The sequence below is a fragment of the Streptococcus pseudopneumoniae ATCC BAA-960 = CCUG 49455 genome, from assembly GCF_002087075.1.
Lineage (GTDB): Bacteria > Bacillota > Bacilli > Lactobacillales > Streptococcaceae > Streptococcus > Streptococcus pseudopneumoniae.
Genome location: NZ_MWSM01000001.1, coordinates 45,339 through 59,626, shown reverse-complemented (window position 1 = coordinate 59,626; position 14,288 = coordinate 45,339). Strand labels below are relative to the sequence as shown.

The following is a 14,288-nucleotide window of genomic DNA, read 5'->3' as shown; positions in this document are numbered from 1 at the left end:
TGATTTTCATTGAGTATTAGTTACCTTTAAAAGCATCCACCATCGTTTGAAATTCTTCATTGGAGAGAGTAATCCCTTTGCCCATCTTCGTATGGTCTGGACTCCAAGCACGAATATCAAACTTCGCAGGGGCTCCATTAAAGCTCACACGGTTGATTTCCTTAGTCCAACCTTTTTCGTTTTCAGAAAGAGTCAACAAGTGCTCTTCGATTTCAAATGTAAATTCTGCCATTTTCTTCTCCTTTTTTAGCTTTCATCTGATTATTCGTAAAATCTTGTAGATTTTAGGAAAATTTTATATAATATTGATATAAAAGAAGGGAGGCCAATATGAGACATAAATTCCAGCAAGTTCTAGGTAAAATACATGACTTTTTAAATGGACATGACCAACCTGACCAGACTGAAAGCAACTCCCTTACAGCCACTATTGAAGAGGCTATCCAGAAACAAACTGCTGTTCACCTTATCTTGTCTGAGACAAGCTTTACAGGTGACATCATCAAATACAATCAGCAAGGACAGCAAATTATAGTTAAAAATTTTGCTAAAAATGTAAGCCGTATTATCCGCATAAGCGATATTCAACGCCTGCGATTTGTCCCTTCAACCGTCCAAACAGCCCAAAAAAAAATAGATTTAAGAAAGAGTGAGATGTAGTTGCTTCATCCCACTCTTTTTTCTTAGCGAACTTGTTCAAAATGTAAATGAACCGCGATATGATCTCCATAACCACTTCTTTCCAAGTCACGTTGTAGACGATAGGAAATGTAGTGTTCTGCAATGGTAATGTAACCTGCACCCAGTAGACGATGTTCAACCATAGACTGAATCATGCTAATGGTAGCACGTTCCACCTTGGCCTCTTCCAAATCCAAAACCACTTTCTTAGTGACTTGAGCAAGATTTTGACGCAAGTCATCTGTCAATACATAGACAGTCTGGGCTGCCTTTAAGATGGCTTGGTAAATCTTGTCTGGATTAAATTCAGCAATTTCACCATTACGTTTGATTACTTGCATAGGTTTCTCCTTTATTCTGTGTTTTCTTTGATTTCTGCCATCATTTTTTCTTCTTCTGCTGTCAGTTGATAATGTTCAAGCAAATCTGGTCTGCGTTCATAGGTTTTCTTTAAACTCTCATACAGGCGCCACTGACGAATCTTTTCATGGTGACCACTCATCAATACATCTGGCACAACCATTCCTCGATAATCATAGGGACGTGTGTATTGAGGGTATTCGAGAAGGCCAGAAGAAAAACTATCATCTTGGTGGCTAGACTCCTTGCCAATCACTTCTGGAATCAGGCGTACCGTAGCATCAATCATAGTCATGGCCGCCAATTCTCCTCCAGTCAAGACATAGTCTCCCAGGGAGATCTCATCTGTCACCAAAATCTTAATGCGCTCATCATAACCCTCGTAGTGCCCACAGATAAAGATTAACTCTTCCTCTTGAGCCAAATCCTCTGCATAGTCTTGATCAAACTGCTTTCCAGCTGGATCAAGGAGAATCACGCGCGGATTCTTTTTTTCAATAGTATCAAAAGCATCAAAAATAGGTTGGGCTCGGAGCAGCATCCCCTGACCGCCTCCATATGGTTCATCATCGACGTGACGGGCCTTTTCAGCCTTTTCTCGAAAATTATGATACTGGATATCCAAGAGCCCTTTTTCTCGAGCCTTTCCAACGATTGAGTGCTCCAGTGGAGAAAACATCTCTGGAAAGAGGGTTAAAATATCAATCTTCATCGTCTAACCCTTCTAAGATTTCCACGTTGACCCGTTTATTTGGAATATCAACATTGAGAACCACTGGTGGGATATAAGGCAAGAGCAAGTCACGCTTGCCTTTTCGCTTGACCACCCAGACATCGTTAGCACCTGGTTGCAGGATTTCCTTGATGGTTCCAATCAAATTATCACCCTCATAGACTTCCAAACCGATAATCTCGTGATAATAAAATTCACCATCGTCTAAATCGTTTAAATCTTCCTCAGCGACCTTGAGACTGTATCCCTTGTACTTTTCGATAGCGTTGATATGGTACATATCTTTGAATTTAATAATGTCAAAGTTCTTCTGTTTACGGTGGCTAGCAATGGTCACTGTTTGAACAAACTGATCTTTTTCATCAAACAAAGCTAGCTCAGCCCCTTTTTTAAACCGTTCTTCTGCAAAATCCGTCACAGACAAGACTCGCATCTCACCCTGCAACCCTTGCGTATTGACGATTTTCCCAACATTAAAGTAGTTCATCTTGTCTCCTGTAGTCTCCTTCTTTCCATCTTATTCTGACAATTCTCGAATAATAGTCGCAATTTTTTCGGATTCAGACCACTGTAAATAATGGTGATTCCCTCCTAAAATGAGTCTAGCATTGGAAGTCCAATATTCTGATTCTCTGTACTCTTTTTCTCTGTAAGGCTGACAAAAAACAAATACAGGGATACAATCTGGTATTGATACATCCTCAAAATCTTCCTCAGTAATCTCTCCAGATATCTGAAATCCTGGATCTTGATTTTCCAACTCTGAACCTTTTTCTTGCATTATTTCCCAGATTTCTTTATTCGTTTCAGGACTAAATGTTGCTTGAGTTAAGTTCTTAAAATAAAGTTCAGGACCACACTCATCAATCAGCCTCATCTGCTCTTCCATTTCTGGATAAGGATTTTCTGAAAAATCAGCAAACATGACGTTTTTAGTTGTCGGTTCAATTGCTACTAAAGCCTGACACTTAATTGGTTTGTTGAGCAATTTGCAAGCTAAAATTCCACTCAAACTATGTACACAAAGTATATATTCAGAAATCACCAATTCTTCAAGTACTTCATAAACTGCATCTGCAAGATTATCCAGATTTTTTCCAGCTTGGTCATGAATCGGACTTCTACCTGTGTTCGGAAAATCAATTGTCAAATAACCAATTGTGGACGGAAGTTTTTCGAGTATAAGTGAAAAATTTTCATAACTTGGTAGCAAACCTGCTCCGTTTAGACAAATTAGCACTTTCTTTTGCTTTTGATAAGTAACAGAGAGACTACCAATTTCTGTAGATACTTCAAACCTCTTCATAAAGAAATCCACTCATTCTATATAATGAATTATTAAAAGTCCTTATCCTTTATTTTATCATGTTTCAAGGATTTTCTCAAGTTGGAGGAAGAGGACATCAATTCTCCTTCACCTTCAAAAATCCTTCCAAATCACGTTCATGTTAGTACTTAATGGCTGCAGTCTTATCTTTCTCAAAGATAGTCTTGGTAAGGTCAATATGGTTGATGGCGACGATTGCGACGGTGTAGTGAATGATATCAGTCAGTTCTCTGGCAAGTTCCTCGTTCGAATCCTATCCCTTCTTTTCGACCAGAGCGCCTATTCAAAACCTCGGCTACTTCTCCGACTTCCTCCACTAGCTTGATAAAAAGACCTTCCTCAGTTCGAGACTACTGGTAATGTTCGAGTAATACTCTTCGAAAATCTCTTCAAACTACGTCAGCTTCACCTTGCCGTACTCCAGTACAGCCTGCGGCTAGCTTCCTAGTTTGCTCTTTGATTTTCATTGAGTATAACTAGTCTTGTAATTGTCTAAACGTTAAATATTTCATCTTCTATTCCTCGCAAAAAAGCGAGACATCCGTCCCGCCCTTCTTATTTTTCGTCAATAACGATTCTTACTTTTTTGTATTCAGTTGGGACAGAGTAGACAATCGTTCTTATCGCAGAAATAGTGCGACCCTTACGACCGATTACACGACCCACATCGCTTTGATCAAGATTCAAATGATATTCCAAAAATTCTGGTGTATCCTCAATCTTGATAGTTAAGGCATCTGGTTGTGAAATTAAGGGTTTCACAATCGCAATAATGAGATTTTCAATCGTATCCATCTGTCAACCTACTTTAAACTTATTTTGAAAATTTAGAATCGTGGAATTTTTTCAATACGCCTTCTTTTGAAAGGATGTTACGTACTGTGTCTGAAGGTTGAGCTCCATTAGCCAACCATGCAAGAACGCGGTCTTCTTTCAAAGTTACTTGGTTTTCAGCAACAAGTGGGTTGTAAGTTCCAACTGTTTCGATGAAACGTCCGTCACGTGGTGAACGTGAATCTGCTACGTTGATACGGTAGAAAGGTTTTTTCTTAGAACCCATACGAGTCAAACGGATTTTAACTGCCATTTTTAAAGTCTCTTTTCTTATTTTTTATTTCGGTGAAATAGCTGAGCTATTTAGCACATGTTCTATTATAGCAGATTTCTAACAGGTGTCAAGAAAAAAACTTGACAGACTATAAAATTTTTAAACCATTTAGAAATTTGTTAGAAGTAGGAAATAAATGTTTGAAAGAGGCTATCCGTGAATAGTATTTTAGAAATATTTTATAAAGAACACCAAGTCAAACCCTTCATCTCTCCTGAACGTGATTTGGATGCTTGGCTCCTAAATCCTAAGCCCGTTCCCAAACGAAATATGGACTTATTGGCAGATGATTCGCTGGCAGGTGATATCATTCTACTATGGAGAATACAGTTTGGAACTTTTACCACCGAAACATGATTTTAAAAACTCCCATTCGAATATGATTCAAAATTCGCTTAAAATCAATGTTTTCCCACTTTTTCAGAAAACAAATTTTCATCTAATTTAAATAACTTTCAATTAAATGGTATGAATTTTGCTTAAAATCATCAAAAAACACCCCATGGTGTGAACCATAATACTCTTTGAAAATCTCTTCAAACCACGTCAACGTCGTCTTGCCGTAGGTATGGTTACTTACTTCGTCAGTCTTATCTACAACCTCAAAGCAGTTCTTTGAACAACCTGCGGCTAGCTTCCTAGTTTGCTCTTTGATTTTCATTGAGTATAAAGTGTTGTAAATACTGTATTGTAGCTAGTTCTTAACCTTTAGAGAACTGGCTAGCTTTACGAGCTTTCTTAAGATCTGGTTTGGAAAGTATAGATTTCAATTAGACTAAAAACAGCGAAATATCAAGGATTTTAAAAAAGATATCTACTAATTAATTTATAAAATATGAATTAATAGATTCTAAATAGGGGAATAGTTTAGGTCTGTAAAAGATTAAATAATTTCTATTTTAGCTGTTAGAAACGTTGGTACATCAATGTTTTTAGAATGCTACATAATAAAAGGTAGAGTAAATAGTAGAGTAGTTATTGCGTTAGTTCAGCAATCTTATCGATATAAAGATTAACAGATTCTAACTTTCTTTGCGGTGCTAACTCGGCGTATGTGTCCATTGTTGTTGAAATTGATTTATCTTTTTTGATTTTTTAATGACCTTTTTGCCATTATGGATAATTTTTTCAGTTTCATCAGAAATCAAAAATTTTTTTCTTTGAATATTGAAATTTGCGAATGTCTTGGAAAGTCTAAGACAGCTAGATTGTATAGAAATTAAGTCATCATCCGACAAAGAATTCATTCTTTTATTTACAGTTTCCAAATCTCTAAATAAAATAGAGCCGAAGCAGTGGTAAAACATATTTTCAACAAGCTTGGCAATATCTCCAAAAATAATTTCTTTATAGTCTAAGTCGGTTTGAGTATTCAAATAAAGCAATATTGAAGTGGTAACTTGTTGCTTTTCCTTTTCAACTTGACTAACTTGACCTGCATTGCTTAGTTCGCTTTGTGTAATATTGTGTTTTTTTCTTAAATTTTTGATACGAGTAGGTAGTTCATGTGAATAATTTTCTTCAAAAAATTTCATATACAATCCCCCTATAATCATGGAAAAGTAGTAAAAATAGTTGTTATCCTAGTTGATTAAAAAAATCTCTGATTTCCTCATCTTTTATAAAATAATATATAATTTTCCCATCTCTTCTAGTGTCCAAGATGTTTTGATTGGCTAGTTTACGAAGATGGTGGGAGGCAGATGCCATACTGAGATTTAGTAAACAGGCTATATCACAGACACAGAGTTCTTCAACAGCAAGGAGATAAAAGATGATATTTATCTGTTTATTATCGGTAAACTTTGATAAAATACGAAGTGATTTTTGGACTTTTTCCTTTTCAAGGTAGTTCGTCGCGGTTGTAACATTTTGTTGATTTATAATATTCACTTGGCAAATACTATCTTTTTTCATATTTTTTTCTCCTAGCCGAACACAGTCCTTAGCATGTCAAAGCTGTTGTTTTCAATCAGAATATACATCCCCAATCCTAAATAGACAACGGCAATAAACCATCTGCTATATTTTTCCAAAGTTTCTCCAACAGAAGGGACTTGTGCCAATTTTTGGGCAGAAAAAACCAAGAAATAAATCATGACTAGAAAAGTAAGTAAAGTCACTATCAAATTCGCTAAATTTAAGGTGGTAAAATATGGGACAAAGACACCAATATTGTCAGCGCCACAACTTGCAAAAGTAATCATAGCGACTAGAAAAATCAGGTTTTTATTGTCTTTTCGCAAACCATCTTTTGCAATAGCTTCTCCATCAGAATCTCCTAAAAGCAAAACTTTGAGGCCTAGGAAAATTGGAATCAAACCGAGTAAACCTAAAATCTCTTTACTAGGAATATAATTTAAGACAAATGCAAAAAGCAAACTTAGCAATATTAGACTAACAGAGCCTAGAAATTGTCCTAAATAGATGTTAATGATGTCTTTTCTGCTTTTTCTTTTGGCAAAAAATAACATTAGGATAATAAGTAAGTCTACGGCTGTCCCAGAATACAGGATTATTGAAGTAACAACATTTTGAATCATAAAACACCTCATTCAAATATATTTTTGAATGTATTCTAACATTAAACTTTGTAGATGTCAACTTAAAATCCACCAAAATATAGATAAGAAGTTAGTGTACCAAATATTAAAAAGCCCTGCCATCGAAATGATAGCAGGGCTTAACTTCAATATCCAGATGATATATTTATCTAAAAAAGGTAGAGTTTTTATTGATTTGTAGTGCTATATAATGAGTTTCCAAAAATCAAAAATCGCTTAAAATCAGTATTTTGACATCTATTGACGTGTACTGAAATCCTTACTTAACCTCTGTAAAAATTAACTTCTACACCTACAAAGCTTATTCTGACAGACTTTATACAGTCTAAGAAAAAAAGTAGAGATTCATACAGTATCTAGATTTTTCAAAAATTCTTTATCATCAAAAATTCTTTATCATCAAAAATTCTTTATCATCAAATATTATTAACGAAACTATCCAAACCAAATCCGATGCATTACTTCAAAGAATTCTTTAGTTGTTTGTCTATCAAGGGCTTTTATTAAAAAATTTTTTCAAATAATTGCCGCCTTGGCACATAAATTCTTGCTTTCTAAATTTAAATGTGATATATTTATAACATAAAATTTAAGTGTTATATATTTATAACACAAAAAAGGAGTCTATCATGAAAAAAAGTCAAAAAATGCGTGGCCTCATTGCAATGATTGCCGTAGCTCTCTTTATTGATTTTATTGTTGTATTTGGTTCTAATCTTAGTTGGGAACCCAAGTTAGTTATTACTGGTATTTCAGTGTCAGGTCAAATTGTAGCTATATCGAGCTGGCTACATAAGAGTCAGAAAGGTAAGAGAAAAATTATTTTTGACTTGTCTGCTAAGCTTTACACGATACTTGTGTTTGCAGCAAGCATTTTTTATACAGTAGGAATTTGGGTTACGACCCCAAGCGAAAGTTCTGGTATTAAAGAATGGATTTTGGGAATTGGCCTCGTTATTGAAGTGATTCTATTTGGTTTTTTCTCTTTAAAAAATGTCAAGGAAACTCCGGACGAACGCTTTTATGCTAATTTAGCAAAGGCAGCTAGCTTGATGTTTGTTTTTATACTAGGCGCACTGATGATCCTAGCAGTTATCATTGGGTATATGGGGTCTCTCACTCTTTACATGGGACAGATATTTATTAGCATAGCTGCCTTGATTTGCATCTTTGCGGTTGTCTATCTTATCTTGGAACGGAGAGGATAAGCATGGCCAAAGAAAGCAAGATTATTACTAATCTCAAATCTGTTCGTGAATCCACAGGCATGACCCAGCAGGAGTTAGCCGACCGCATCGGCATGCGACGCGAGACAATTCTGCACTTGGAAAATAACCGTTACAATCCTTCGCTGGAAATGGCTCTTAAAATTGCTCAAGTTTTTAATCTGAAAGTAGAAGACCTCTTTGAACTCAGACAGAAAGAGGAAGCATAATTCTTTTTGAGACCTAGTATTCAGTTCATTGACTAATTAGGAATTGAAGCCAAAAGAAAAAATCCTTTGAAAATGTGCTCTTTTAAAATATAGTAATTCTTTCGAATTAACGTTTACTAATTGTGATGCTTTACGAGCTTTCTTAAGATCTGGTTCCCTAAATACTTTGAGTACTCTTATGGCATTGATGCTCCTAAGCATCTCAAAACTCTGGTAGAAAAAGGTTATGCTGTCCATTGAAACTGCTTTTTACTCACTTGACCATCTAATACGCTACCATAAAAAAGAATATCCTAAAGAAGAAGGGAGTTACTGGACTTTCTAAAAATGAAGGCTACAAATTTGGACCAAGCCCTTCATGAGCATTTTTCAGAAGAAGAATTAGCTTGTCACTTTTCGATTCGTGGCTACAAATTGACTCCAAAGGGAGAGGAAATACTGGAACAGTACCAGGACATTGTCGACCGTCATCCAAAGAAGAATCTCTAATCAAGTGATTTTTGGTTGGCTTCCTCTTAAACTGTCTTGTCACTAACATTTGAAATCCACTTCCTTTTAGGGTACAATGGTAGAAATGAATTTTTGAGAGGATCAGAATGAAAAAACTAGCAACCCTTCTTTTACTGTCCACTGTAGCCCTAGCTGGGTGTAGCAGCATCCAACGCAGTCTACGTGGTGATGACTATGTAGATTCTAGCTTGGCCGCTGAGGAAAGCTCCAAAGCAGCTGCCCAATCTGCCAAGGAGTTAAACGATGCTTTAACAAACGAGAATGCCAATTTCCCGCAACTTTCTAAGGAAGTTGCTGAAGATGAAGCCGAAGTGATTCTCCACACAAGCCAAGGTGATATCCGCATTAAGCTCTTCCCTAAACTCGCTCCTCTAGCGGTTGAAAACTTCCTCACTCATGCCAAAGAAGGCTACTATAACGGCATTACCTTCCACCGTGTCATCGATGGCTTCATGGTCCAAACTGGAGATCCAAAAGGGGACGGTACAGGTGGTCAGTCCATCTGGCATGACAAGGATAAGACTAAAGACAAGGGAACTGGTTTCAAAAACGAGATTACTCCTTATCTCTATAACATCCGTGGTGCTCTTGCTATGGCTAATACTGGTCAACCAAACACCAATGGAAGCCAGTTCTTCATCAACCAAAACTCTACAGATACCTCTGCTAAACTCCCTACAAGCAAGTATCCAAAGAAAATCATCGAAGCCTATAAAGAAGGGGGAAACCCTAGCCTTGATGGCAAACACCCAGTCTTTGGACAAGTGATTGACGGTATGGATGTTGTAGATAAGATTGCCAAAGCCGAAAAAGATGAAAAAGACAAGCCAACTACTGCTATCACAATCGACAGCATCGAAGTGGTGAAAGACTACGATTTTAAATCTTAAAAACCAAAAAAATACAGTATCCACATTCGGTACTGTATTTCTTTTACTCTCATTCTTAAGTTAAATTATTAAAATCCCATATTTGGTCTATCCAGCCTTCATAAAAGTCTGGCTCGTGGCAGACCATAAGGATAGATCCCCTATATTCTTTGAGAGCGCGTTTGAGCTCATCCTTTGCATCCACATCCAAATGGTTGGTCGGCTCGTCCAGCACTAAAACATTGTTTTCACGATTCATCAAGAGACAGAAACGAACCTTGGCTTGCTCTCCCCCTGATAATACTTGAATCTGACTTTCAATATGTTTGGTTGTCAAACCACAACGGGCAAGGGCTGCACGGACTTCTGCTTGATTAAGGGCAGGAAAGGCATTCCAGACAGCTTCAAGAGGAGTTTGGCGATTACCGCCTTCTACTTCCTGCTCAAAATAACCAAGTTCTAAATAATCTCCACGCTCCACTTCCCCAGCGATTGGCGAGATAATGCCCAAGAGACTCTTCAAGAGAGTTGTTTTTCCAATACCATTAGCACCAATAATCGCAACCTTTTGATTGCGTTCAAAGGTAAGATTTAAAGGCTTGGTCAGAGGACGATCATAACCAATCTGCAAATCCTTGGCTTGGAAAATAAAGTGCCCTGGAGTACGAGCTGGTTTGAAATCAAAGGATGGTTTTGGTTTCTCACTTTGCAGTTCGATAATATCCATCTTATCCAATTTCTTCTGACGAGACATAGCCATGTTTCGTGTTGCAACACGTGCTTTGTTTCGAGCCACGAAGTCCTTGAGGTCCGCAATCTCTTTCTGCTGACGTTCGTAGGCTGCCTCTAGCTGAGATTTCTTCATAGCATAGACTTCTTGGAACTGGTAGTAGTCACCAGAGTAACGCGTCAGCTGTTGATTCTCCACATGGTAGACAATATTAATCACGTCGTTCAGGAATGGAATATCGTGCGAAATAAGGACAAAGGCATTCTCATAGTTTTGAAGATAGCGCTTGAGCCAATCAATATGCTCAGCATCCAAGTAGTTGGTCGGCTCGTCCAACAGCAAGATATCTGGCTTTTCAAGGAGGAGTTTAGCCAAAAGCACCTTGGTTCTTTGCCCACCTGACAAAGAGGTTACATCCGTATCCATGCCAAAGTCCATAACACCAAGGGCACGCGCCACTTCGTCAATCTTAGCATCCAAGGTATAGAAATCACGACTCTCTAAACGGTCTTGAAGTTCGCCCACTTCTTCCATGAGAGCATCAACATCAGCTCCATCTTCAGCCATTTCCATATAGAGGTCATTGATACGAGCTTCTGCTTTAAACAGCTCATCAAAAGCTGTACGTAGAACATCACGTACCGACTGCCCTTCAGCAAGGACAGAGTGTTGATCCAAGTAACCAGCCGTCACATATTTGGACCACTCAACCTTTCCTTCATCTGGCAGCATTTTACCAGTCACGATACTCATAAAGGTTGATTTTCCTTCACCATTGGCACCGACCAGGCCGATATGTTCTCCCTTGAGGAGACGGAAGGACACATCTTCAAAAATTGCACGGTCACCAAAACCGTGACTCAGATTTTTAACTTCTAAAATACTCATTTTAATTCCTTATCTTGTTTTTATATAATCGTTTATAAAGGAGCCAAGCCAGATAGCCACCCAAAGTGTTGGTCCACAAATCATCAATCTCAAAGACGCGATTGAAATCAAAGAAAAAGTCCAAGATTAATTGCGTACACTCGATTCCAAGACTCACAAGAAAACTAAAAAGAAGGACCTTTTTTATTTTCCGCAAGTTTGGAAGGAGATAAAGGAGTTGGAACATCAGAGGAAAAAGTAAGAACATATTAAGGATATTTTGTAAAAAAATCCAGCATAATTGTCCCATATCACTCACCTCACCCAGATTCCAGAGGGAGTTTAAAGGAGTCAAAAGAAAAACCAGGCTTCCAAGATGCTGAATACCTGGAGTTTCTACCCCCACGGGAGATTGTTCTTGAGGAGTAAAGCAAAAATAGACAATGCAAATGCTATAGAAAATGACTCCCCAGACCAAAATATGATTATAAGTCTTCTTCATCATTAAGGATTTACCGCTGCGACTGCCTTCTGGCGGTCACGTTTCATTGTGTTAGAGCGCAATTGTCCACAAGCTGCGTCACTATCTGTACCATGCTCTTGACGAACCACACAGTTGACCCCTTTTCTCTTAAGCGTATCATAGAAAGCCAACACGCGCTCTTTGGGACTACGGCTATATTGGTCATGCTCACTAACTGGGTTATAAGAAATCAAGTTTACATAAGACAATTTCTTGATGTTCTTGAGCAATTCAGCTAATTCCAAAGCTTGTTCTACGCCGTCGTTTACTTCATTAAGCATGATATACTCAAAGGTCACACGACGATTAGTTGTCTCAATGTAGTACTCAATAGCTGCAAAGAGCTTTTCAATCGGAAAGGCACGGTTAATCTTCATGGTACTTGAGCGCAGTTCATTGTTGGGTGCGTGAAGAGACACGGCAAGATTGACCTGAACCCCTTCATCAGCAAAGTCACGAATTTTATGGGCCAAACCTGAGGTTGAAACCGTGATGTGACGAGCACCGATAGCCATTCCTTTATCATCATTGATAGTACAAACGAAATTCAAAACATTGTTGTAATTATCAAAGGGCTCACTGATTCCCATGACAACGATATGGCTGACACGTTCATCCTGACCACGCTCATCAAAGTATTTCTGAACCAGCATAATTTGCGCTACGATTTCACCGTTATTGAGGTCACGTTGCTTCTTAATCAAACCAGAGGCACAGAAGGTACAACCGATATTACAGCCGACCTGAGTGGTCACACAGACAGATAAAACGTAGTGTTGACGTATGAGTACTGTCTCAATCAGCATTCCATCTGGCAATTCAAAAAGATATTTAACTGTCCCATCAGCAGACTCTTGCACAATACCTTGTTTCAAGGGATTGACCACAAACTGGTCATTAAGCTTAGCAATCAAATCCTTGGAAAGGTTGGTCATTTCTTCAATAGAGCCATTCCCAGATTTGATCTGCACGGAATTTCTTTTCTCCCTGCTCCAATACCCATTCCTGCATGGTTTGACGTGTTAAACTATAAATTGAGGGTTTCATTTCTTCTCCTTATTCTCTACTCACTTCTGACGAATGACAAAATGACGTTGTCCCTTGTCCTCTTTCTGAGAATGCTGGTCTTTCTGACGACGTCTATTTTTCTTATCTGCATTCGGTTTTCGTTTTGTTTGAGTCGGTTTCTTTCCTTTTCTAAAAGGCTGTTCTTCTTCCTTCTTACGCATTTTCTTGTCAAATGATGCTCGCTTAGGGGCTTCATTTTCTAAGACAAAATAGGCACAACCATAACTACAATACTCTAATAGGTAGTCTTGTAAACGACTGATTTTTTCAAGTTTTTCTTCTGTTCGGTCATCCTTGTAAAAACCTCGTAGGCGAAGCTGTTCGTTGCTCCAGTCTCCCACGATATAATCAAACTTGGTTAAGACTTCTGAAAAACGCTGATTAAAAGCCGTCACATCAAAGGCATCCTTGATATTTTCCACCAAGGAAAAAGCGATCCCTTCCGTTTCAACCTTGTCCCCGTGTAAATGAAACTCAGGACCAGGAAACTTGTTATAGTTGTATAATTCAGGTGCAATTTCTTTTCGCATAGATATCCTTTTTTCACGATTACTTAATACTTTATTCTACCATAATTTCTAGCAGTTAGCACGTTTCGCATAAAAAAATGAAAAAAGTCTAACGATTTTGTCAGACCAGAATCTTATATCCTAAAAAAGAGAAGAACAATTCTTCCCTCCAACTATCATTATTTAGCAGCTGCGTACAATTCATCTACTTTATTCCAGTTGATTACTGAAAAGAAAGCTTTGATGTAGTCAGGACGCACGTTGCGGTATTTCACGTAGTAAGCATGTTCCCAAACGTCCAAGCCCAAGATTGGTTTTTTACCTTCTGAGATTGGTGTGTCTTGGTTTGCTGTTGAAGTCACTTCAAGTTTCCCTTCTTTGTTGACAACCAACCATGCCCAACCTGAACCAAAACGAGTTGTTGCTGCTGCAGTGAAGGCTGCTTGGAATTCTTCAAATGAACCAAATGTTGCATCGATTGCTGCTGCCAGTTCTGCTGAAGGAGCTGTTTTCTCGGGAGTCATCAATTCCCAGAAAAGAGCGTGGTTCAAGTGTCCGCCACCATTGTTGATAAGTGCTTGACGGATATCAGCTGGGATAGATTCTACATCAGCAAGCAAGGCTTCAAGGTCTTCACCGATTTCAGGGTGTTTTTCTAAAGCTGCATTGGCATTGTTGACATAAGTTTGATGGTGTTTGTCATGGTGCAAATGCATTGTTTCCGCATCGATGTATGGTTCCAAAGCGTCGTATGCATATGGAAGTTCTGGTAAGATAATAGCCATCTGTAATACCTCTTTTTCTTTCTATATGAAAATGATAACGCAAACATTCACTTTTTTCAAGTTTTTTGCTTATAGATGAGGAAATCACTGAGATACTTTCGAATAATACTCTTCGAAAATCTCTTCAAACCGCGTCAACGTCGCCTTGCCGTAGGTATATGTTACTGACTTCGTCAGTCTTATCCGGCAACCTCAAAACGGTGTTTTGAGCTGACTTCG

General features: G+C 38.1%; 20 protein-coding genes and 4 pseudogenes. 7 read left to right on the top strand and 17 right to left on the bottom strand.

Going from position 1 to position 14,288, the window contains the following annotated elements; genetic code table 11:
* Positions 1-16: 16 nt before the first annotated feature.
* Positions 17-232 carry a YdbC family protein gene (locus tag B4W83_RS00380; protein WP_000807422.1) on the bottom strand — a complete coding sequence of 72 codons (216 nt, stop codon included), beginning with the start codon at positions 230-232 and terminating at the stop codon, positions 17-19.
* A 98-nt stretch (positions 233-330) separates the two neighbouring features.
* Here B4W83_RS00380 and B4W83_RS00375 point away from each other — a divergent pair.
* Positions 331-653: pseudogene (locus B4W83_RS00375) on the top strand (hypothetical protein).
* Between the two features lie 30 nt (positions 654-683).
* Here B4W83_RS00375 and B4W83_RS00370 read toward each other — a convergent pair.
* From B4W83_RS00370 to rpsP, 7 genes and pseudogenes are all read right to left on the bottom strand, one after another.
* Complete coding sequence (locus B4W83_RS00370) at positions 684-1,022, bottom strand: ATP cone domain-containing protein (protein ID WP_001196048.1); 339 nt, start codon at positions 1,020-1,022, stop codon at positions 684-686.
* A gap of 11 nt (positions 1,023-1,033) precedes the next feature.
* Positions 1,034-1,753 (bottom strand): tRNA (guanosine(37)-N1)-methyltransferase TrmD, encoded by a 720-nt coding sequence (trmD, locus tag B4W83_RS00365; protein ID WP_083022203.1) that lies wholly within the window; start codon positions 1,751-1,753, stop codon positions 1,034-1,036.
* Positions 1,743-2,261: a ribosome maturation factor RimM gene (gene rimM, locus B4W83_RS00360; protein WP_001105891.1), complete on the bottom strand. Its 519-nt coding sequence runs from the start codon at positions 2,259-2,261 to the stop codon at positions 1,743-1,745. Before rimM ends, trmD begins: the two co-directional genes overlap by 11 nt.
* A gap of 30 nt (positions 2,262-2,291) precedes the next feature.
* Complete coding sequence (locus B4W83_RS00355; RefSeq protein ID WP_000819188.1) at positions 2,292-3,080, bottom strand: alpha/beta fold hydrolase; 789 nt, start codon at positions 3,078-3,080, stop codon at positions 2,292-2,294.
* A 142-nt stretch (positions 3,081-3,222) separates the two neighbouring features.
* Positions 3,223-3,475: pseudogene (locus B4W83_RS00350) on the bottom strand (MazG nucleotide pyrophosphohydrolase domain-containing protein); the annotation flags it as partial.
* A 181-nt stretch (positions 3,476-3,656) separates the two neighbouring features.
* The gene (gene kphA, locus B4W83_RS00345) at positions 3,657-3,896 is read right to left on the bottom strand and encodes an RNA-binding protein KphA (RefSeq protein ID WP_000379621.1); all 240 of its coding nucleotides are present in this window, start codon (positions 3,894-3,896) and stop codon (positions 3,657-3,659) included.
* 19 nt (positions 3,897-3,915) lie between these two features.
* Positions 3,916-4,188, bottom strand: coding sequence for a 30S ribosomal protein S16 (gene rpsP / locus B4W83_RS00340; RefSeq protein WP_000268761.1), 273 nt, complete (start codon positions 4,186-4,188; stop codon positions 3,916-3,918).
* Between the two features lie 177 nt (positions 4,189-4,365).
* On the opposite strand from rpsP, the gene B4W83_RS00335 reads away from it, so the two are divergent.
* Positions 4,366-4,566, top strand: a complete 201-nt coding sequence (locus B4W83_RS00335; protein ID WP_001084631.1) for a hypothetical protein — start codon at positions 4,366-4,368, stop codon at positions 4,564-4,566.
* Positions 4,567-4,648: 82 nt separating this feature from the next.
* Here the strand turns inward: B4W83_RS00335 and B4W83_RS13205 are convergent, their stop codons facing one another.
* From B4W83_RS13205 to B4W83_RS00315, 4 genes and pseudogenes are all read right to left on the bottom strand, one after another.
* Positions 4,649-4,870 carry a hypothetical protein gene (locus B4W83_RS13205; RefSeq protein ID WP_023935822.1) on the bottom strand — a complete coding sequence of 74 codons (222 nt, stop codon included), beginning with the start codon at positions 4,868-4,870 and terminating at the stop codon, positions 4,649-4,651.
* Between the two features lie 466 nt (positions 4,871-5,336).
* Positions 5,337-5,744 (bottom strand): annotated as a pseudogene (locus B4W83_RS00325) (helix-turn-helix domain-containing protein); the annotation flags it as partial.
* A gap of 43 nt (positions 5,745-5,787) precedes the next feature.
* The gene (gene cadX / locus B4W83_RS00320) at positions 5,788-6,126 is read right to left on the bottom strand and encodes a Cd(II)/Zn(II)-sensing metalloregulatory transcriptional regulator CadX (protein ID WP_000711082.1); all 339 of its coding nucleotides are present in this window, start codon (positions 6,124-6,126) and stop codon (positions 5,788-5,790) included.
* A gap of 11 nt (positions 6,127-6,137) precedes the next feature.
* Positions 6,138-6,752: a CadD family cadmium resistance transporter gene (locus tag B4W83_RS00315; RefSeq protein WP_000615747.1), complete on the bottom strand. Its 615-nt coding sequence runs from the start codon at positions 6,750-6,752 to the stop codon at positions 6,138-6,140.
* A gap of 28 nt (positions 6,753-6,780) precedes the next feature.
* Here B4W83_RS00315 and B4W83_RS13200 point away from each other — a divergent pair, with 28 nt between their 5' ends.
* From B4W83_RS13200 to B4W83_RS00290, 5 genes are all read left to right on the top strand, one after another.
* On the top strand, positions 6,781-6,954 hold the full coding sequence (locus B4W83_RS13200) for a FanG protein (RefSeq protein WP_078374329.1): 174 nt from the start codon (positions 6,781-6,783) through the stop codon (positions 6,952-6,954).
* 448 nt (positions 6,955-7,402) lie between these two features.
* Positions 7,403-7,981: a membrane protein gene (locus B4W83_RS00305; RefSeq protein ID WP_000749559.1), complete on the top strand. Its 579-nt coding sequence runs from the start codon at positions 7,403-7,405 to the stop codon at positions 7,979-7,981.
* A gap of 2 nt (positions 7,982-7,983) precedes the next feature.
* Entirely contained in the window at positions 7,984-8,208 is a 225-nt protein-coding gene (locus B4W83_RS00300) for a helix-turn-helix transcriptional regulator (RefSeq protein ID WP_001041099.1), read from the top strand.
* Between the two features lie 327 nt (positions 8,209-8,535).
* Complete coding sequence (locus B4W83_RS12145; RefSeq protein ID WP_007284845.1) at positions 8,536-8,697, top strand: hypothetical protein; 162 nt, start codon at positions 8,536-8,538, stop codon at positions 8,695-8,697.
* A gap of 107 nt (positions 8,698-8,804) precedes the next feature.
* Positions 8,805-9,608, top strand: a complete 804-nt coding sequence (locus B4W83_RS00290; protein ID WP_000731911.1) for a peptidylprolyl isomerase — start codon at positions 8,805-8,807, stop codon at positions 9,606-9,608.
* 55 nt (positions 9,609-9,663) lie between these two features.
* On the opposite strand, the gene B4W83_RS00285 is transcribed toward B4W83_RS00290, so the two are convergent.
* The 5 genes and pseudogenes from B4W83_RS00285 to sodA all read right to left on the bottom strand — a co-directional run bounded on the left by B4W83_RS00285 (position 9,664) and on the right by sodA (position 14,069).
* Positions 9,664-11,205, bottom strand: coding sequence for an ABC-F family ATP-binding cassette domain-containing protein (locus B4W83_RS00285; protein WP_000025376.1), 1,542 nt, complete (start codon positions 11,203-11,205; stop codon positions 9,664-9,666).
* Between the two features lies 1 nt (position 11,206).
* The gene (locus B4W83_RS00280; RefSeq protein ID WP_000976714.1) at positions 11,207-11,689 is read right to left on the bottom strand and encodes a VanZ family protein; all 483 of its coding nucleotides are present in this window, start codon (positions 11,687-11,689) and stop codon (positions 11,207-11,209) included.
* Positions 11,689-12,754, bottom strand: a pseudogene (gene rlmN, locus B4W83_RS00275) (dual-specificity RNA methyltransferase RlmN). The gene B4W83_RS00280 and the pseudogene rlmN overlap by 1 nt, the downstream one beginning before the upstream one ends.
* A gap of 20 nt (positions 12,755-12,774) precedes the next feature.
* On the bottom strand, positions 12,775-13,305 hold the full coding sequence (locus B4W83_RS00270) for a YutD family protein (protein WP_001224342.1): 531 nt from the start codon (positions 13,303-13,305) through the stop codon (positions 12,775-12,777).
* 158 nt (positions 13,306-13,463) lie between these two features.
* The gene (gene sodA, locus B4W83_RS00265; RefSeq protein WP_000974746.1) at positions 13,464-14,069 is read right to left on the bottom strand and encodes a superoxide dismutase SodA; all 606 of its coding nucleotides are present in this window, start codon (positions 14,067-14,069) and stop codon (positions 13,464-13,466) included.
* Positions 14,070-14,288 lie beyond the last annotated feature (219 nt).